15 protein-coding genes are annotated in these 18,144 nt (G+C 66.0%); 8 read left to right on the top strand and 7 right to left on the bottom strand.

The genetic code is table 11. The features are described 5' to 3' along the window. The first annotated feature begins 109 nt into the window (after positions 1-109). The 3 genes from MTX23_RS04115 (at position 110) to MTX23_RS04105 (ending at position 5,530) form a co-directional block, all read left to right on the top strand. Positions 110-3,400, top strand: coding sequence for an efflux RND transporter permease subunit (locus MTX23_RS04115; RefSeq protein ID WP_280975361.1), 3,291 nt, complete (start codon positions 110-112; stop codon positions 3,398-3,400). Between the two features lie 69 nt (positions 3,401-3,469). Next, positions 3,470-3,934 carry a TlpA disulfide reductase family protein gene (locus MTX23_RS04110; RefSeq protein WP_280975360.1) on the top strand — a complete coding sequence of 155 codons (465 nt, stop codon included), beginning with the start codon at positions 3,470-3,472 and terminating at the stop codon, positions 3,932-3,934. A 114-nt stretch (positions 3,935-4,048) separates the two neighbouring features. Beyond that, the gene (locus MTX23_RS04105; protein ID WP_280975359.1) at positions 4,049-5,530 is read left to right on the top strand and encodes an aldehyde dehydrogenase; all 1,482 of its coding nucleotides are present in this window, start codon (positions 4,049-4,051) and stop codon (positions 5,528-5,530) included. 238 nt (positions 5,531-5,768) lie between these two features. On the opposite strand, the gene MTX23_RS04100 is transcribed toward MTX23_RS04105, so the two are convergent. The 4 genes from MTX23_RS04100 to ftsE form a co-directional block, all read right to left on the bottom strand. Next, positions 5,769-6,536: a lysophospholipid acyltransferase family protein gene (locus MTX23_RS04100; protein ID WP_280975358.1), complete on the bottom strand. Its 768-nt coding sequence runs from the start codon at positions 6,534-6,536 to the stop codon at positions 5,769-5,771. A 143-nt stretch (positions 6,537-6,679) separates the two neighbouring features. Then, on the bottom strand, positions 6,680-7,390 hold the full coding sequence (locus MTX23_RS04095; protein ID WP_280975357.1) for a YdcF family protein: 711 nt from the start codon (positions 7,388-7,390) through the stop codon (positions 6,680-6,682). Positions 7,391-7,547: 157 nt separating this feature from the next. Next, positions 7,548-8,516 (bottom strand): ABC transporter permease, encoded by a 969-nt coding sequence (locus tag MTX23_RS04090; protein ID WP_280975356.1) that lies wholly within the window; start codon positions 8,514-8,516, stop codon positions 7,548-7,550. Then, entirely contained in the window at positions 8,509-9,168 is a 660-nt protein-coding gene (ftsE, locus tag MTX23_RS04085; RefSeq protein ID WP_280975355.1) for a cell division ATP-binding protein FtsE, read from the bottom strand. Before ftsE ends, MTX23_RS04090 begins: the two co-directional genes overlap by 8 nt. Before the next feature lie 170 nt (positions 9,169-9,338). Between ftsE and MTX23_RS04080 the strand changes: the two genes are divergently transcribed. The 3 genes from MTX23_RS04080 to MTX23_RS04070 all read left to right on the top strand — a co-directional run bounded on the left by MTX23_RS04080 (position 9,339) and on the right by MTX23_RS04070 (position 11,634). Next, entirely contained in the window at positions 9,339-10,220 is an 882-nt protein-coding gene (locus MTX23_RS04080) for an MJ0042-type zinc finger domain-containing protein (RefSeq protein WP_280975354.1), read from the top strand. A gap of 37 nt (positions 10,221-10,257) precedes the next feature. Then, on the top strand, positions 10,258-10,635 hold the full coding sequence (locus MTX23_RS04075) for a response regulator (protein ID WP_280975353.1): 378 nt from the start codon (positions 10,258-10,260) through the stop codon (positions 10,633-10,635). A 300-nt stretch (positions 10,636-10,935) separates the two neighbouring features. Then, positions 10,936-11,634 (top strand): hypothetical protein, encoded by a 699-nt coding sequence (locus MTX23_RS04070; RefSeq protein WP_280975352.1) that lies wholly within the window; start codon positions 10,936-10,938, stop codon positions 11,632-11,634. A 382-nt stretch (positions 11,635-12,016) separates the two neighbouring features. On the opposite strand, the gene MTX23_RS04065 is transcribed toward MTX23_RS04070, so the two are convergent. Further along, complete coding sequence (locus MTX23_RS04065; protein ID WP_280975351.1) at positions 12,017-14,629, bottom strand: TIGR02302 family protein; 2,613 nt, start codon at positions 14,627-14,629, stop codon at positions 12,017-12,019. Between the two features lie 168 nt (positions 14,630-14,797). Here MTX23_RS04065 and MTX23_RS04060 point away from each other — a divergent pair, with 168 nt between their 5' ends. Next, on the top strand, positions 14,798-15,178 hold the full coding sequence (locus MTX23_RS04060; RefSeq protein WP_050629459.1) for a carboxymuconolactone decarboxylase family protein: 381 nt from the start codon (positions 14,798-14,800) through the stop codon (positions 15,176-15,178). Positions 15,179-15,408: 230 nt separating this feature from the next. Next, a complete protein-coding gene (locus MTX23_RS04055) occupies positions 15,409-16,320 on the top strand; it encodes an NAD(P)-dependent oxidoreductase (RefSeq protein ID WP_280975350.1) in 912 nt (303 codons plus the stop codon). A gap of 101 nt (positions 16,321-16,421) precedes the next feature. Here MTX23_RS04055 and lysA read toward each other — a convergent pair whose 3' ends face one another. Together lysA and MTX23_RS04045 are read right to left on the bottom strand one after the other, a co-directional pair. Beyond that, on the bottom strand, positions 16,422-17,687 hold the full coding sequence (gene lysA / locus MTX23_RS04050) for a diaminopimelate decarboxylase (protein ID WP_280975349.1): 1,266 nt from the start codon (positions 17,685-17,687) through the stop codon (positions 16,422-16,424). Positions 17,688-17,787: 100 nt separating this feature from the next. After that, positions 17,788-18,093 (bottom strand): lipoprotein, encoded by a 306-nt coding sequence (locus MTX23_RS04045; protein ID WP_280975348.1) that lies wholly within the window; start codon positions 18,091-18,093, stop codon positions 17,788-17,790. Positions 18,094-18,144: the final 51 nt, after the last annotated feature.

The raw sequence follows: 18,144 nt of genomic DNA, 5'->3' as shown, positions 1-18,144 counted from the left end.
CAGCAACGAAATCGCGGCGGAGGTGTGGCGGCGCCCGGTAACATTTGGCTTTTGCGTCGCGGCGCGGACGGATAGAAGCTGGGCTGCAACGACGCCGATCGCGAATGCAATGAATCTCTCTACCCCCTTTATCCGCCGTCCGGTGGCCACCACGCTGCTGTCGCTGGGACTCGTGGTGGCGGGCGTCATTGCATTCTTCAAGCTGCCGGTCTCGCCGCTGCCCGATGTCGATATTCCAACCATCATGGTGCAGGCGACCCTGCCCGGCGCCAGCCCCGCGGACGTGGCCGCCACGGTGGCAAGCCCGCTCGAGCGCCATCTCGGCCAGATCGCCAGCGTCACCGAAATGACCTCGGCGAGCTCGCTCGGGTCCGCCCGCATCACGCTGCAGTTCGACATCGACCGCGACATCAACGGCGCCGCGCGCGACGTGCAGGCCGCCATCAACGCCGCACGCGCCGACCTGCCGACCAACCTGCGCACCAATCCCACCTATCGCAAATTCAACCCGGCCTCGGCGCCGATCCTGATCTACACCGTGACGTCGGATACGCTGACGCCGGCCGAGCTCTATGACGCCGCCTCGACCGTGCTTGCCCAGAAACTGTCGCAGGTCGAGGGTGTCGGCGAAGTCTCGGTCGGCGGCGGATCGCTGCCTGCCGTGCGCGTCGAGCTGGTCCCGTCGGCGCTCTACAAATACGGCATCGGGCTGGAGGACGTTCGCGCCGCGCTCTCCAGCGCCAATGCGCACAGCCCGAAGGGCGGCATCGATGTCGGCGAGCGGCGCTACCAGATCTACGCCAACGACCAGTCCAGGAAGGCCGACGACTACAAGCCGCTGGTCGTCGCCTACCGCAACGGCGCCGCGGTGCGCCTGACCGATGTCGGCGACGTCATCGATTCCGTGGAGAATGTCCGCACGCTCGGCCTCTCCAACGGCAAACCGGCGATCGTGATGATCGTGTACCGGCAGCCCGGCGCCAACATCATCAAGATGGTCGATCACGTGAAGAGCCTGATGCCCCAGCTCAAGGCCTCGGTCTCGCCCGCCATCGACATCACGCTCGCGGTCGACCGCTCGAAGACGATCCGGGCCTCGCTGCGCGACGTCGAGATCACGCTCCTGATCGCTGTCGCCCTGGTGATCCTGGTCGTGTTCGCGTTCCTGCGCAACGCGCGCGCGACGCTGGTGCCTGTGGTCGCGGTGTCGGTGTCGCTGATCGCGACCTTTGCCGTGATGTATCTGCTCGGATACTCGCTCGACATCTTCTCGCTGATGGCGCTGACGGTGGCGACCGGCTTCGTCGTGGACGACGCCATCGTCGTGCTGGAGAACATCACCCGCCACATGGATGCCGGGATGTCGCGGCTGGAGGCGACGCTGCTCGGCACCCGCGAGGTCGGCTTCACCGTTCTGTCGATGAGCGTGTCGCTGATCGCGGTGTTCGTCCCGATCCTGCTGATGGGCGGCCTGGTGGGCCGCCTGTTCCGCGAATTCGCCATGACGATCACGATCGCGATTGTGATCTCGCTCGTGATCTCGCTGACCACCACGCCGATGATGTGCGCCGTGCTGCTGCGCGCCGAGCATGGCCGGCGGCACGGGCGGCTCTACCGGATCTGCGAGCGCGTCTTCGAGCTGACGTTGAGCGGCTACCGCTGGACGCTGGCCATCGCATTGCGCCATCCGGTGCTGGTGATGCTGATCCTGGGCACGACCCTCTACCTGAACTTCCATCTCTACGGCGTCGTGCCGAAGGGTTTCGTCCCGCAACAGGATACCGGACTGCTGATCGGCTCGATCCGGGCCGACCAGAGTACCTCGTTTCAGCTGATGCGGCAGAAGCTCACGCAGTTCATCGACATCGTCAAACACGATCCGGCGGTCAACACCGCCGTCGGCTTCACCGGCGGCGGTGCGGGCCCGGGCGGCGGAACCAACACCGGAACGGTGTTCGCGTCGCTGAAGCCGATGAGCGAACGCAAAATGCGCGCCGATCAGGTGATCGAGCGGCTGCGCAACCGGCTGTCGGAGGTGGCGGGCGCCACGCTGTTCCTGCAATCGATCGGCGACCTCGGCGCCGGCGGGCGGTCCGGCAATGCGGCGTATCAATACACGCTGCAGGGCTCGACATTCGAGGAGCTGAACGAATGGACGCCCAAGCTCGTCGCAGCGCTGCAAAAGCAGCCGACGCTCGCCGACGTCAACAGCGACCAGCAGAACAAGGCCCTGCAATCCAACCTGATCATCGATCGCGATGCCGCCGCCCGCCTCGGGATCACGGTCAGCCAGCTCGACAACACGCTCTACGATGCCTTCGGGCAACGCCAGGTCTCGACGATCTTCGTCGCGCGCAACCAGTATCACGTGATCATGGAGGTCGCGCCCGCCTATTCGCAGAACCCGGAGACCTTGAAGCAGGTCTATGTCAGCACCTCGGGCGGATCGGCGACCGGGACACAGACCACCAACGCGGTGGCCGGAACGGTGGCCTCGTCCGCGCAGAAGAGCTCGATCAGTTCGGTGGCGGCCAACGCGGTGCGCAACCTCGCGACCAACTCGATCGGCGCCACCGGCAAGGGCACATCGTCGACCGGGACGGCGGTCAGCACCAACCAGGAGACGATGATCCCACTGGCCAGCGTTGCGCGGTTCGAGCCGGGCGAGACGCCGCTGGTCGTCAACCATCAGGATCTCCTGGTCGCCAGCACCATCTCCTTCAACCTGCCGCCGGGCGTCTCGCTGAGCACGGCGACTACGACGATCGAGACGACCATGAAGCAGATCGGCATGCCGGCGGGCATTCATGGCGCCTTCGCCGGCGCCGCCAAGATCTTCCAGCAGTCGATGGCGAACGAGATCTATCTCATCCTCGCGGCGCTGGCGACGATCTACATCTCGCTCGGCATGCTCTATGAGAGCTACGTTCATCCGCTCACCATCCTCTCCACCCTGCCCTCGGCCGGCGTCGGCGCGGTGGCGGCACTGATGCTGTCGCATACCGAGTTCGACATCATCGCCATGATCGGGGTGATCCTCCTGATCGGCATCGTGAAGAAGAATGCGATCATGATGATCGATTTCGCGCTCGACGCCGAGCGCCAGCGCGGGCTGTCGTCGCGCGACGCGATCTACGAAGCCTGCCTGATGCGGTTCCGGCCGATCATGATGACGACGCTCGCCGCCCTATTCGGCGCGGTTCCGCTGATGATCGGGCTGGGTGAAGGCAGCGAGCTGCGCCAGCCGCTCGGCATCGCGATCTTCGGCGGGCTGATCCTGAGCCAGATCCTGACGCTCTATACGACCCCGGTCGTCTATCTCTATCTCGACCGCGCCAGGCATTGGACCATGAGGCGAAGGGCGGCGCGCCGGGCGCATTCCAGCCTGGCCGATCGTTGACAGATCCGATCCGATATTGCCACCCTGCCGTCGACGGCCAGCGCAAGGAACAAGGCAAGGAACAAATCTGTGGCTCTCGCGCCTGAACTCGCAGTGTCGCGCTGGTTCAACACCGGCGAGCCCCTGACGCTGGCCGCGCTGCGCGGCCGCCCGGTTCTGCTGCATGCGTTCCAGATGCTGTGTCCCGGATGCGTCGCACATGGAACACCGCAGACGCAACGCGCCTTCGAGCTGTTCAAGCATTCGGACCTGCAGGTCATCGGCCTGCACACCGTGTTCGAGCACCACGCCGCCATGACGCCGGTGTCGCTGGAAGCCTTCATCCACGAATACCGGCTGACCTTCCCGATCGGCGTCGACGAGGCCGGGGACGGCACGGCGATCCCGGTCACCATGCAGCGCTACGGCATGCAGGGAACACCGACCAGCATCCTGATCGGACGCGACGGCAGCGTGGTGCATCACGGCTTCGGGCAGCAAAGCGACATGGCGCTCGGCGCCATCATCGCGGCGGAGCTTGCCGCCGCGCACTGACGCTGCGCCCACGAGCCGGCTGCAACCCCTTCACGCGACTGCGTTATGACGGCGCAGCGCAAGGCGTGATATCGTTCCTCCAAACAACATTGCCTCGACGCGTGGGAGGATATCGTGAAGAGCTATCAGCTTTACATCAACGGCCAGTATGTCGACCCAGCCAACGGCGAGTGGTTCGAGACGATCGATCCCTATCGCGGCCAGGCGTGGGCGAAGATCCCGCGCGGCTCGGCCGCCGATGCCGACAAGGCGGTGAAGGCCGCCAATGAGGCGATGTGGCGCGGGCCCTGGTCGAAGATGACGGCGTCGGCGCGCGGCAAGGTGATGCGCAAGCTCGGCGACCTCGTCGCCGCGAACGCAGAGCGCCTCGCCGAGATCGAGGTCCGCGACAACGGCAAGCTGATGGCGGAGATGCTTGGCCAGCTCCGCTACCATCCGGAGTGGTGGTGGTATTACGGCGGACTGGTCGACAAGCTCGAGGGCGGCCTGGTGCCGATCGACAAGCCGGAGACCTTCGCCTACACGACGCATGAGCCGGTCGGCGTCGTCGCGGCGCTCACCGCCTGGAATTCGCCGCTATTATTCGTCGCCTGGAAATGCGCCGCGGCGCTCGCCGCCGGGTGCGCCGTCATCGTCAAGCCGTCGGAGTTCACCTCGGCCAGCACGCTGGAATTCGCCGCGCTGACCAAGGAGGCCGGAATTCCCGACGGCATCTTCAACGTGGTGACCGGCTTCGGGCCCGAGATCGGCACCGAGCTGATTTCGCATCCGGGCGTCGCCAAGATCACCTTCACCGGATCGGATACCACCGGCGCCAAGGTCTACGCGACCGCGGCAAGGAGCCTGAAGCGCGTCTCGCTCGAGCTCGGCGGCAAGTCGCCCAACATCGTGTTCGAGGATGCCGACCTGACCGCCGCCGCGGCCGGCGCCATCTCCGGCATCTTCGCCGCGACCGGCCAGACCTGCATCGCCGGATCGCGCCTCCTGGTGCAGAGCTCGATCAAGGAGAAATTCGTCGCGCGGGTGCTGGAGCTCGCAAAGTCCGCCAAGATCGGCGATCCGATGCTGGCGGACACCAATGTCGGCCCGATCACGACGCCGGCGCAATACAAGAAGGTACTCGACTATATCGACATCGCGAAAGCGGAAGGCGCGCGCTGCCTGCTCGGCGGCAAGCCGGCGTCCGGCGCGGGCATCCAGGGCGGCCAGTTCGTCGAGCCGACGATCTTCACCGATGTCGACAACACGATGCGGATCGCACGCGAGGAGGTGTTCGGGCCGGTGCTGTCGATCATCTCTTTCGACACCGAGGAGGACGCCATCCGCATCGCCAACGACACGATCTACGGCCTTGCCGCCGGCATCTGGACCCGCGATCTCGCGCGCGCCATCCGCGTGCCGAAGCAGCTGCGCGCCGGCACCGTGTGGGTCAACACCTACCGCGCCATCAGCTACATGATGCCGTTCGGCGGCATGAAGCATTCCGGCGTGGGCCGCGAGAGCGGCATCGACGCGGTGCGCGAATATCAGGAAACCAAGAGCGTCTGGATCTCGACCGCGCGGGACGTTCCGGCCAACCCGTTCGTCATGCGCTGACCGCACACGAAGCGGTCAGAACCCCGCGCAACGATGCTGCGGCTCCCCCCCGCTTGCGGGGGAGGGCGGGGTGGGGATATCGCCACGAGTCCGACCCTTCGAGTGGAGAGAGCCCAACCGGATCGCATCATTCGATGCGATCCGACCTAAGAGCGAGCTTCGCTCGTCTCGACCCCGCAAGCGGGAGAGGTGCACCCAGTCGGCGGTCACGCTGACTTAACCAAAAGCCATCCCCGCTTTAACCCTTTGCCGGGCTCGGCACCCCGCCGAACAATTGCGCCTGCTCGGCGCGGGCGGAGTCGACGATGCGGCTGGTGGCGGTTTCGATCTGGTCGCGCAGACGGGTCATGAACTCGTCGCGCGGCAAGCCCGGCGGCAGGGGATCGAGGAATTCGACCACCAGCGTGCCCGGATAGCGCATGAAGGTGCGGCGCGGCCAGAACAGTCCCGAATTCAGCGCGATCGGCAGGCACGGCACGCCGCTCTCGACATAGATCTGGGCGACGCCGGCCTTGTAATGCGGCGGCGCGCCGGGCGCGGTGCGCGTGCCTTCCGGAAAGATCACGAGCTGGCGGCCGAGCTTCACCTCGGCAGCCGCGCGCTTCAGCGTCTTGAGCAGCGAGCGCGGCCCGCCGCCGCGCTCGACCGAGATCATGCCCACTTTCTTCAAATACCAGCCGAACACCGGGATCATCATCAGCTCGCGCTTGAGGATGAACAGCGGATGCTCGAAGAAGCGCACCAGCGCAAACGTCTCCCAGAACGACTGGTGCTTCGAGGCGATCAGCAGCGGGCCTTGCGGAATCTTCTCGACGCCGCGGAATTCGACCCTGATGTTGCAGATCACACGCATCAGGAACAGGCTGGTGTTGGCCCACGCCGCCTGCAGCGCCATCAGCGCCGAGCGCGGCAGCAGCAGCGCCGGGATCGCGATGATGCAGAGCGCCACCAGCACCAAATAGAACAGCACGTTGAAAACCAGCGAGCGCAGGAAGATCGACGTCATCTCTAAAACTACCCTCGTACAATCACACCGTCATTCCGGGATGGTGCATCAGCACCAGATCCGGAATCTCGAGATTCCCCGATGCGCAATTGCGCATCTGAGGCTCGATGCTTCGCATCGCCCCGGAATGACGATGGCTGACATCAATTCACCTGCGCGGTGGTGGGGCGGCGGGGCGCGGCGACCGGCTCGCCGAGATCCGAGGTCAGGTCGAGGCCGATGTCGGCCAGCCGCACCCGCAGCTCCGCAGCGACGTATTTGGCGTATTCCGATAGCAAGAGACGGAACGTCGCGCCACTGGTCCACCAGGGTTCGTCGCGCCATTTGTCGCCGACCACGGCGAACGGGATCAGCGTGACATCAGGCATCGCATGCGACAATTCCACGATGGCGCGCGGCATGTGGTAGTTGGAGGTCACCACGATCAGCGACTTGAAGCCGCGCTCGCGCACCCAGCGGCGTGTCTCCGCCGCATTGCTGCGGGTGTTCACCGCGGAGCGGTCGAGATCGACACAGCAGTTCATCAGCCCCTGGCTGTCCGGCACCAAGCGCGAGATGTCGCTCGCGGCATTGGTCGGATGCACGCCCGAGATCAACAGCCGCTTGCCGTAGCCCGCGGCCAGCAGCTCCATCGCGTCCGACACCCGCGACGAGCCGCCGGTCAGCACCACGATGCCGTCGGCGTCGTGCGGCGGATCGGTCTCGACGCCGCGCAGTTGCGAGAGAAAGCCGACGAAGCCCAGGGCTGCGGCGACGAACGCCAGCGCCAGCGACGCGACGACGGCCGCGCGCAGCCGGCCCCGCGGGCGCACGGCACGGCTATCGAGCGACGTATCGTCGGTCTGCGAACTCATGTGATGCGATTTTCCTTCCCCAAGGGATTTTAGAGCATGATCCGGAAAAGTGGAAACCGGTTTCCCGCGACAAAAGCGAAGCAGGTGCGCAGGAGATCACACGCGATGAGCGCGGGGAGATCACGAAGCCGGCATCATGATCGTGATCGCGCAACCGTCAGTCGATATCGTCGAGGGTTGCAAACAGTGTGCGTCGTGACGCCCACGCGGTGATCGCCGCGATCAGCACCGCCTGCGCCGCCAGCGCCAAATAGCCGGACGGACGCAGGGAAAAGGTGCCGAGCAGGGCCGCGAACTGGTCGCCGACCGGCGTGCCGGAGAACCAACTGGCGATCGATTCGGAGAACCCGAACGCCAGCATCGCCGCGCCGCCGCCGATCAGCCCGCCTTCGAGACCGAGCCGGAGAAAATGCCGCAGGAAGCGGTTGGCGATGTAGCTGTCGCCGGCGCCGACGAAATGCAGCACCTCGACGATCGGGCGGTTGGCGGCCATCGCACCGCGGGTGGCGAACGACACCGAGATGATGGTGGCGATGATCACGAGAATGAGGATGCCGACGCCGGCAAACACCGTGGCGCCGGTCATCGAGCGCATGCGCTCGATCCAGGCGCGGTGATCGTCGACGGTGGCGGTCGGTGCGGCCTGCGTCACCCGCGTGCGCAGCGCGGCGAGATCGAGCGTCGAGCCCGGCTGCACCCGCGCCACGATGACGCGCGGCACCGGCAATTCGTCGATCGAGAGCCCGCTGCCGAGCCATGGCTCGAGCAGCTTGGCCGATTCCTCCTTGGTGAACGGGCGGACGTCGAGAATGCCCGGTTGCGCCCGCATCGCGTCTGCCGTCGCCTGCGCATCGCGGTCGAGGTCGCGGCCGGTCGCGGGCCGCACCTGTATGGTGATCTCGCTTGCGACCTCCGACTGCCATTCGGCCGCCGATGCGCTGACCAGGAGCACGGCGCCGGTCGTGATCGAGGCGAGGAAGGTCATGATTGCGACCACCGCGACCAGCGCGCGGCCGGCAATCGAGGCGCGCGGCACGATCGGCGACATGTTGCGCGCCATCGCCGGGACCTGCGGGCGCTCGCGCCCGAGATCCACCAGCGACACCTGCTCCTCGTTCCTATTCATAGACGTGCAACCGTCCCTGATGCAGCACCAGCCGCCGTGCCTCGTACTGATCCATCAGCGTGATGTCGTGGGTCGCGATGATGACGGCGGTGCCGGACTTGTTGAGTTCGATGAACAGCCGCAACAGGCGGCGTCCGAGCGTCGGGTCGACGCTGCCGGTCGGCTCGTCCGCCAGCAGCAGTTGCGGCCGCGAAATCACCGCTCGCGCGATCGCGGCGCGCTGCTTCTCGCCGCCCGACAGGATCGGCGGCAGCGCATCCATGCGCTCGCCGAGGCCGACCCATTTCAAGAGGTCGATCACCTCGCGCCGGTAGCTCGATTCCTCCCGCCCCATCACGCGGAACGGCAGTGCCACGTTCTCGTAGGTCGTCATGTGGTCGAGTAGGCGGAAGTCCTGCAGCACGATGCCGATGCGCTTGCGCAGATCTGCGACCTGGTCCTTGCTGAGCAGGGAAACGTCGTGGCCGAACAGGTTGACCAGCCCGCGCGTCGGCCGCAGCGACAGGAACAGCAGCCGCAGCAGCGAGGTCTTGCCCGCGCCCGACGGTCCGGTGAGGAACTGGAACGAGTGCGCCGGGATCACGAAGGAGAGGTCGCGCAAGATCTCCGGGCCGAGCCCGTAGCGCAAACCGACATGTTCGAACCGAACCAAGCGCTAGCTCCGTTCGAGATGGGCGACAGCCCAAAACCCTGCACAACAGGCTCGCCGGCCGGCGAACCGGCGGCGAACCGCCCAGCAGCCTTGTGCGTCGGTTATGGTTTCCGATTCGTTAACGGTCGCTGGGTAGCATCCGGGCAGAGACACGGTGGAGATTCGGCTCCATGCACATCGTTTGCCCGCATTGTACAACATCTTACGCCATCAAGCTGGCCACCCTCGGCGAGTCCGGACGCACCGTCCGCTGTTCCCGCTGCAAGGAGGTCTGGCTGGCGCGGCCGGAAGATGCGATCGGGGCTGCGGTTCCGACCATGGCGGCAGCGCCCCCCTATGCCGACTCAGCCGCCGCCGAATGGGAGGCGATGGCCCAGGAGGAGGACGCGGAACAGACTCCCGTGGTCGACAGCCCCTCGATTTCGGCCGACTGGCCCGCTGAGGGCGAAAATGCCGAACCGGACTGGCCCGCAGTGGCCAAGGAAGATGCCGAGGCGCATACCGACGCCGATGGCGCCGACGGAACCAAACGCCGCTTCCACCTGCCAAACCTGTTCCGTCCGGGCCAGTTCCGTCTGCCCTCGCTGCCCCGGATTCCCTTCGTGCCCGTGGTCGGTGCCCTGCCGGCCACCTGTGCGGCGATGGCCGCGCTGCTCGTCGCGCTGCTGGTGTGGCGCAACGACGTGGTGCGCCTGCTGCCGCAGACGGCGCTGTTCTACAAGATGGTCGGGCTCGAGGTGAATTTGCGCGGCCTCGCGTTCAGGGACATCAAGGTCACCAACGAGACCGTCGACGGCAAGCCGGTGCTGGTGATCGAGGGCATGATCGTCGGGCAGACCCGCAAGCCGGTCGAGTTGCCGCGGCTGCGCTTCTCGGTCCGCGACGCAAAGGGCAGCGAGATCTACGCCTGGAACGCGGTGCTGGAACAGTCGGTGCTGAAACCCGGCGAACGCGCCTTCTTCAAGTCGCGCCTCGCCTCGCCGCCGTCCGAAGGCCGCAATATCGACGTACGTTTCTTCAACAAGCGGGATCTGGTCGGCGGCCGCGCCTGAGGCCATCGCAGATCGCTCCGCCAACCGATTGATCGTCATGACTCGTGTTCTGATTGCCGACGATGAAGACTCCATGCGCTCGCTGGTGGCGCGCGCGATCGCCATGGACGGCCACGAGACCGTCACCGCGCAGGATGGCGCCGAGGCGCTCGATATCCTGACCCGCGACCAGGGCGCGTTCGACCTGCTGCTCACCGACATCCAGATGCCGGTGATGGACGGCATCGCGCTGGCGCTCACCACGGCGCGCGACTTTCCCGATCTGAAGATCCTGCTGATGACCGGCTTTGCCCACCAGCGCGAGCGCGCCTCCGGCCTCAACGCGATCGTGCATGACGTGGTGACGAAGCCGTTCTCGGTCGCCGATATCCGCACCGCGGTGGCGGACGCGCTGGCGGCGCGGAAGGCCTGCTAGAGCGTGCATGCCTCATTCTTCGCTAAGATAGGTTCGCGGCGATCCGTCACCAACCGGACGAAATTATCTCACCGGCGACGTGGCCGGGTTGAACCTGGTTCCAGTTCAACCCGAGAGGCAGCGCTCGCTTGGCAGCGCGTCGGCATGCGGCGAGCGACGTGGGCATAGCGCCCCGCTGTCGTCTCCGGAACTGAGTGGCATCTCGATGTGTTAATCGACCATGGAGGAGACGATAGTGCGAGCAACGGGACGCTGAGCCCACGAGCAGCCACCGCACCAGATATAAGTGGAGCCCGCGAGATGGACACGAGCAATTCCAGCGACGTCATCACGACGTCACGTGCGAACGGCCCTTCCACCGGGAACTACGGCTATAGCGTACGCGAAGCAGTCGCGGTGTTTTCAGCTCCCGAGGCGCTGGAGCGCGCAGTCGACGAACTGGAAATCTCAGGCTTTGACCGCGCCACGCTTTCCGTCTTGGCGTCCGGAGGGACGATCAAGGCCAGAGTGGGTCATCTCTATCGCAATATCGCCGAGGTCGCAGACAATCGCTATGTCCCGCAGCGCGCCGTCGTGGAAACCGACTCTCGGGTCGAGGGCGCGGCGGCCGCGATCGGCATTCCATGCTACATCGGCAGTGTTGCGGGTGCAGGCGTCTCCGCTGTCGGCTTTGGCGCGGCAACGGCGGTCACGATTGCGGGCGGAATTGTGGGCGGCGTCGTAGGCGCTGGATTGGGCGCTCTTCTCGCCGGCACCATGATCCGACGGCATGCCCACGAAGTCTCGGAGCAGCTTGCGGAGGGAGGCTTGATCCTTTGGGTCAGTCTGCGCGACGACGATGCGGAGCGCCGGGCGTTGCGCATACTCGACAACGCGAGCGGTCGAGATGTGCACGTCCATGAGTTTGAGCGCGAATGGACGCTCAAGGATCGGCCATTGTCCGAAGTGCAGTTCGATCCGCTTCTGTGGTGGCCCGGGGACACATCAAGATACCCATGACCTGTTGCGGCCGGACGATCCGGTCGTCTCCGCGTGGCTGCAGCAAAGCAAGATGTCTTCGAACGGCGGCCGGATCGCGCGCTTGATGTCGAGCGCTTCGCCAGGATCATGTCCAAGCCCACGCAGGGCGGCCGAGCAGCTTGCGACAATGCCCGGCTGCGGAGCGGCCTGGGGACATGTTGAGCCATTACGGTCTGCAGCAGTCGAGTAAACGTCCGTCTGCCGCTTCGCGACTATACTGGTCGCCCTCGCACACATTCCTCGTCATGCCTCGCGAAGGCGGGGCATCCAGTACGCGGCCTCTCGATTCAATCTCTCGCGTCTCTGGAATACTGGGTCGCCCGGTCAAGCCGGGCGATGACGGCAGAGCGTGTGGCTCCCCTCAATAATCCTTCAACAGCCGCTCGATGTAATCGAGCTCGTCCTGCGGCCGTGACGGATCGGCGAGGCGACGGCGCAGTTCCTCGAGGATCCGGCGCACGCGCTGCACGTCGATCTCGCCCGGAATCTTCACCGTGTAATCGTCGCCAAATTCGCGGCCGTGCAGCGGCCGGCCCAGCGGGTCGGTCTGGTTGCCGCCGCTTTGCTGGCGGCCGGCGCGGTTGCCGGGGCCGTTGCCTTGCTGGTCGCCATCGCCCTGCTGCATGGCCTCGGCAAGGCTCTGGGCGCCCTTGCGCAGCGCGTCCAGCGCGCGTCCCTGCGAATCCACCGCGCCGTCGGCATTGCCCTCGCCGAGCCGCCCGGTGGCATCGCCCATCGCGGAATCGGCCTGATCGAGCCCGTCGCCGTCATCGGCCTGGTCGCCGCTTTGCTCGCCCTGTTGTCCCTGTTGTCCCTGCTGCGCCTGATCGCCGCGCTGGCCCTTCTGGCCGCGCTGATCCGGTCCCATGCCGCGCTTGGCGAGCTCCTCCTGCAGCTTCTTCAACCGGTCGCGCAGCGCCTGCTGATCCTGCTGCAGATCGGACATCGACTGGTCGCCCTGCTTGCCGCGCATGCGGTCACGCCGGGAATCCTGGCCCTGCTTGAAGGTCCGGTCGCGCAACTGCTGCTGCTTGCGGATCATGTCGCCGAGCTCGTTGAGCGACTGCTCCATGTCGTTGTCGCCCTGCCCCGGCTGCGCCATTTGCAGGTTTTCCAGCATCTGCTGCATCTGATCGAGGAGCTGCTTCGCAGCCTCCTTGTCGCCGGAGCGCGACAGCCGCTCCATGCGGTCCAGCATGTTCTTCAGATCCTGCTGGCTCAGCATCTTCGTGTTGGGATCGAGCGGCCGTGCCAGGGCTTGCGGATTATTGCGGTATTGCTCGGCGAGCTCGCGCAGGAAATTGTCCAGCGCGGCACGCAGATTGTCGGTGAGCTTCTTGATCTCTTCGTCGCTCGCGCCGCGCTCCAGCGCCTGCTTGAGGGCGTCCTGGGCCGCACGCAGCGCCTTGTCGACGTCGGAAATGTTGCCGTCCTCGATGGTGACGGCCAGCGCCCACATGCTGGCGACGACCTCGCGCAGCTGGTCGTCGGTGCGCGCCGCCTCGAGTTGCCGGCTCACATTGTAGAGGCCGAGATAGTAGCCGGCCTCCGGCGTGAACATCTCGGGCGCGATCATCAGCGCGTCGAGCGCGGCGAACACCTGCCCATTCTGGTTGGCGTCCAGCGCCAGGATCCGGCGCTGCTCGATCAGTGCGCGCGCGAGCGGCTTGGTGAACACGCGCTCGGGCAGGCGCATGTTGAACGGCTCGCTCTTGCCTTCGTTGCCGGCCTCATCCTTCGCCGTCAATGTCAGCGTCACCTCGGCGCCGGCGTAGGGATCCTCACTGAGATCCTTCACGGTCTGGCCGACGCCGTTGCGGGTCCGCGCGTTCGGCAGCACCAGCGGGAATTGCGGCGGCTCGAACAACGGTCGCGGCGCCGCAGCCTTATCGCCGTCGCGGCTCGGGTCTTTCGGCGCCTCGCTCGGACGCGCCGTGAATTGCGCATGGGCTTCGCTGACGCCGTAATCGTCCTCGAGCCTGTAGGACATCTGCAGCGCGCCATGCGCCTGCCGTTCCGGATCCTTGGCGAGCGCGATGCTCGGCGGACGGTCGGGGATCGCGGTGAACTTCCACTGCGGCTGCCCGGCCGGCGCCCGGACATGAGCGGTGCCGTCGCCGGCGATCTTGAAATGGCGCTCGCTGGTGCCCTTGGGCGCCTCCTCGGCGGCCGCGACCTCGGTCACGCCGCCGCCCGCCACGACGTCAATGGCGCCGCCGCTGGAGCGCACCAGGAGCGTGCTGCCGACCGGCACCGCCAGCGGGCCATTGTCGGCCGCTGCGGCGTCCTTGTTGGCGTTCGACAGGATGATCGGCGGCTTGCCGGTGTAGTTCGGCGGCGTCACCCAGGCGTCGACGCGGATGTTGGCCGGCGTCATGATGCCGTTCCAGTCGAAGGCCGAGGCGACGCGCAGACCGCGCTCGTCGCCGGCTGCGATATAGGTCGCGACCATCATCACGATGACGAGCGCGCGCAGCGCCCAGGGATCGTGGAGCGCGACGCGCGGCTGCGGCAGGCCGGCGCGGATGCGCCTGATCGAGGCCAGCGTGCGCTCGCGCTGCGCCTGCCACAGCGCCAGCGTGAACGGATCCTGCATCGTGAGCGTGTCGGACAGCGTGGTCGCCGGGCGATGGCGGATGCCGGCGCCGCGGTCGAGCCGGCTCAAGCCCTCGTCACGGGTCGGCCAGCGGAAGCGCACCAGCGGCACCAGCGCCGCCAGCGCGGCGAGCCCGAACAGGGCGGTGCCGGCGACCCGTGCGGCAAACGGCAGCACCAGCCACACCCCGGCCCATGATGCGACCAGGAACAGACCGGCGACCGTGAGGAACCGCGCCAGATGTGGCCAGGCCCGTTCCCACGCGATCGCAAATTTTGCCCGTTGCAGAGCCTGCGTCAGTTTCAGCCGCGCGATCGCTTCGCTGTCGCGCTCGGCGCGTAACGTATTCTCTGACGGGTCGAGGTTGGCGCCGCTCAATCAAATCTCCGGGTTACCGGGCAGATGAGCCTAGCACAGCGGCGCCATTGAGGCATCCGCTTCGGGGCGTAACCCACACCGGGAAATACGCATGACACGAAGGCGTGACTGCGGCGTCTCCACCCCGTAACGTCCCGGCCGAACCATCGCATCAACGTGAGGAACATCATGGACCAGAAAACGCACGACAAGGGGCTCGAGATCCGCAAGGCGGTGCTCGGCGAGGCCTATGTCAACAACGCGCTGAAGAATTCAGACAGCTTCAACAAGCCGTTCCAGGAACTGGTCACGGAATATTGTTGGGGCGCGGTGTGGGGCCGCGAGGAACTGCCGCGCAAGACGCGCAGCATGCTGAACCTCGCCATGATCTCGATCCTCAACCGGCCGCACGAATTGAAGGCCCACATCAAGGGCGCGCTGACCAATGGCGTGTCCCGCGACGAGATCCGCGAGATCTTCATGCAGGTGTCGATCTATGCCGGCATTCCCGCCGGCGTCGACAGCTTCCGCATTGCGCGCGAAGTGTTCGCCGAGCTCGACAAGGCCTAAGGAAGGCGCTGCTCCCTCATTGTCGTCAGGGCAAGCAAAGGGGCGCGCGAACGCGCGCCCGATGACGGGCCCTGCGCCAGCCGGGACCATAACCGCAGCAGGTTGTCGCTACGGGCTGTGGCCCCGGCTGAACAAGACAATTCGGTCCTGGGTTATGGGTTCCTGCTTTCGCAGGAGCGACATCGAGTCCGGGCAGGCTGCTTCGCGTAACAACATAGAGGAAACGACCTATGGATATCGGATTCATCGGCCTCGGGAAGATGGGCTTCCCGATGGCGCGCCGGCTGATCGAGGCCGGTCACAAGCTGACCGTGTTCGACACCCGCAAGGACGCCGTCGACCAGCTCGTCGCACTCGGCGCTGCGGCCGGATCGTCGCCGAAGGACATCGCCGACCGTGTCGAGACCGTGATGGCGAGCCTGCCGTCGCTGCAGGCTTCGCTCGACGTCGCCACCGGCCCGGGTGGCGTGATCGAGGGCGCGCGCGTCAAGCGCTTCATCGATCTCTCGACCGTCGGCTCGCAGATGGCGGTCCGGATCCACGATCTGCTGGCGAAGCAAAACATCGTGCAGATCGACAGCCCGGTCTCCGGCGGCGTCGCCGGCGCCGAGAAGGGGACGCTCGCGGTGATGGTGTCAGGCCCGAAGGCCGATTTCGAACTGGTCAAGCCGGCGCTCGACATCATCGGCAAGGTGTTCTTCATCGGCACCAAGCCGGGCTCCGGCCAGACCATGAAGCTCGCCAACAACTTCCTGTCGGCGACCGCGATGGTCGCGACCTCTGAAGCGGTGGTGATGGGCGTGAAGTCGGGGCTCGATCCGGCCGTGATGATCGACGTCATCAATGCGGGCTCGGGGCTCAACACCGCGAGCCGCGACAAGTTTCCGCGCTCGGTGCTGCCGCGCAGCTTCGACTTCGGCTTCGCCACCGGACTGATGGTGAAGGACGTGCGGCTCGCGGTCGAGGAGATGAGATCGCTCGGCCTGTCGATGGAGGTTGCCGAAGCGGTCGGCCGGCTCTGGGAGGTCATCATCCGTGAGGAGGGGCCGGCGTCGGATTTCACCGCCGCGATCAAGCCGATCGAGAAGGCCGCAGGCGTGATCGTCGGCGGTGGAAAGGGCGGCGCGCACGCGGCGAAGTAAAACGCGTAGCCCGGATGGAGCGTAGCGCAATCCGGGTTCGCGCAACTCGATAACTCGATAGACCGCCCCGGATTTTGCTTCACTCCATCCGGGCTACGGCCTCACAGCCACGGCGCCGGCTTGTCCATCGCAATCAGCGCGTCGACGTCGATGCGCGGGCGGACCACGGCATACTGGTCATCCTTGACCAGCACTTCCGGCACCAGCGCCCGTGTGTTGTAGGTGCCCGACTGCACCGCGCCATAGGCGCCGGCGGTCATGATCGCCAGGAGATCACCGGCCTTCGGCCGCGGCAGCGTGCGATCCAGCGCAAGGTAATCGCCGGTCTCGCAGACCGGGCCGACCACATCGGCGACGATGGTCGGCGCGCCGTTCGCCGGCTCGCGCACCGGGAGGATGTCGTGATGCGCCTCGTACAGCGTCGGACGGATCAGATCGTTCATCGCGGCATCGATGATGACGAAGTTCTTCGCCTCGCCCTGCTTCACATAGATCACGCGGGCAACGAGGATGCCGGCATTGCCGACGATCATGCGGCCAGGCTCGAACATCAGCGTGCAGCCGAGATTGTGCGTCACGCGCTTGACCATCGCGGCATAGGCGTCGGGCGCCGGCGGCGCGGCGCGATCCATATAATAGGGAATGCCGAGGCCGCCGCCGAAATCGATATGCGAGATGGTGTGGCCGTCGGCGCGCAGCGTCTGCACGAATTCGGCGAGCAGCCTGAAGGCGGTCTCGAGCGGCCCGAGATCGGTGATCTGGCTGCCGATATGCACGTCGGTGCCGGTCACCTTGATGGCGGGCAGCTTCGCCGCGCGGGCATAGACCTCGCGCGCCCGGGCAATCGGAATGCCGAACTTGTTCTCCGACTTGCCGGTCGAGATCTTCGCATGCGTGCCGGCGTCGACGTCGGGATTGACCCGCACCGAGATGCGCGCGGTCCTGCCCATCTCGACCGCGAGCCGCGACAGGAGCTCGAGCTCCGGCTCGGACTCGATGTTGATGCAGAGAATGTCGGCGGCGAGCGCGGCGCGCAGCTCGGCCTCGGTCTTGCCGACGCCGGAGAACAGGATCTTGGAGGCCGGGAAGCCCGCCGCGAGCGCCCGCTTCAGCTCGCCGCCCGACACCACGTCGGCGCCGGCGCCGAGCTTCGCCAGCGTGCGCAGCACCGACTGGTTGGAGTTCGCCTTCATCGCGTAGCAGACGAGGCTCTTCTCGCCGGCGAAGGCTTCGGTGAAGACGCGGTAGTGCCGCTCCAGCGTCGCCGTCGAATAGCAGTAGAACGGCGTGCCGATGGCTTCCGCGAGCTCAATGAGATTGACCGCCTCGGCGTGCAGCACACCGTTGCGATAGTCGAAATGGTTCATGGGATTTTTCAAATCATGATGCGCGCATCATGATTTTCATCTTTCAGTTTGAGCCTTGATCTTGTTCGGAAAACCGGTTCCCACTTTTCCGGATCATACTCTAATTACCGAGCAGCGGATCGAGGATAAAGGACTTCTTGCTGCCTTTCGGCGCGCTCGGCCCGGCATCCGCCCCGTAAGTCGGGTTGAACACGCTGGGCTGGCTGGCGCGCTCGGTCTCGGTATCGCCGTTCACCTGCGCGGTCGGAGCGGCGTTCGACGCCGTCGGCGGCAAATCGAGCGGTCCCTTGCGGCCGCAGCCGCCGAGCGCGAGCGCGGCTGCGCTCAGCACAATGATGGCCCATCCCGACGGAGTCAGGCTTGTCTTGCTGGTCACGACGAAAATCCCCAATTCGGGCTGCACCATACAAACATTGCCACGCTCTGGCGAGACCCGGGCGGCCTCGAAATGACAGCG

Origin of the sequence: Bradyrhizobium sp. ISRA436 (assembly GCF_029910015.1) — a bacterium.
In the GTDB taxonomy this organism is placed as follows: Bacteria; Pseudomonadota; Alphaproteobacteria; order Rhizobiales; family Xanthobacteraceae; genus Bradyrhizobium.
The sequence above is the reverse complement of the archived record's forward strand: the minus strand, read 5'-3'. Positions and strand labels throughout refer to the sequence as shown.

What these genes read in the sequence shown, in the direction of transcription:
- MTX23_RS04090 (WP_280975356.1), bottom strand. Translation starts at nt 8,516, where the DNA reads ATGAATAGGAACGAGGAGCAGGTGTCGCTGGTGGATCTCGGGCGCGAG.
- MTX23_RS04070 (WP_280975352.1), top strand. Translation starts at nt 10,936, where the DNA reads ATGGACACGAGCAATTCCAGCGACGTCATCACGACGTCACGTGCGAAC.
- MTX23_RS04060 (WP_050629459.1), top strand. Translation starts at nt 14,798, where the DNA reads ATGGACCAGAAAACGCACGACAAGGGGCTCGAGATCCGCAAGGCGGTG.
- MTX23_RS04095 (WP_280975357.1), bottom strand. Translation starts at nt 7,390, where the DNA reads ATGAGTTCGCAGACCGACGATACGTCGCTCGATAGCCGTGCCGTGCGC.
- MTX23_RS04100 (WP_280975358.1), bottom strand. Translation starts at nt 6,536, where the DNA reads ATGACGTCGATCTTCCTGCGCTCGCTGGTTTTCAACGTGCTGTTCTAT.
- MTX23_RS04115 (WP_280975361.1), top strand. Translation starts at nt 110, where the DNA reads ATGAATCTCTCTACCCCCTTTATCCGCCGTCCGGTGGCCACCACGCTG.
- MTX23_RS04055 (WP_280975350.1), top strand. Translation starts at nt 15,409, where the DNA reads ATGGATATCGGATTCATCGGCCTCGGGAAGATGGGCTTCCCGATGGCG.
- MTX23_RS04075 (WP_280975353.1), top strand. Translation starts at nt 10,258, where the DNA reads ATGACTCGTGTTCTGATTGCCGACGATGAAGACTCCATGCGCTCGCTG.
- MTX23_RS04045 (WP_280975348.1), bottom strand. Translation starts at nt 18,093, where the DNA reads ATGGTGCAGCCCGAATTGGGGATTTTCGTCGTGACCAGCAAGACAAGC.
- MTX23_RS04080 (WP_280975354.1), top strand. Translation starts at nt 9,339, where the DNA reads ATGCACATCGTTTGCCCGCATTGTACAACATCTTACGCCATCAAGCTG.
- lysA (WP_280975349.1), bottom strand. Translation starts at nt 17,687, where the DNA reads ATGAACCATTTCGACTATCGCAACGGTGTGCTGCACGCCGAGGCGGTC.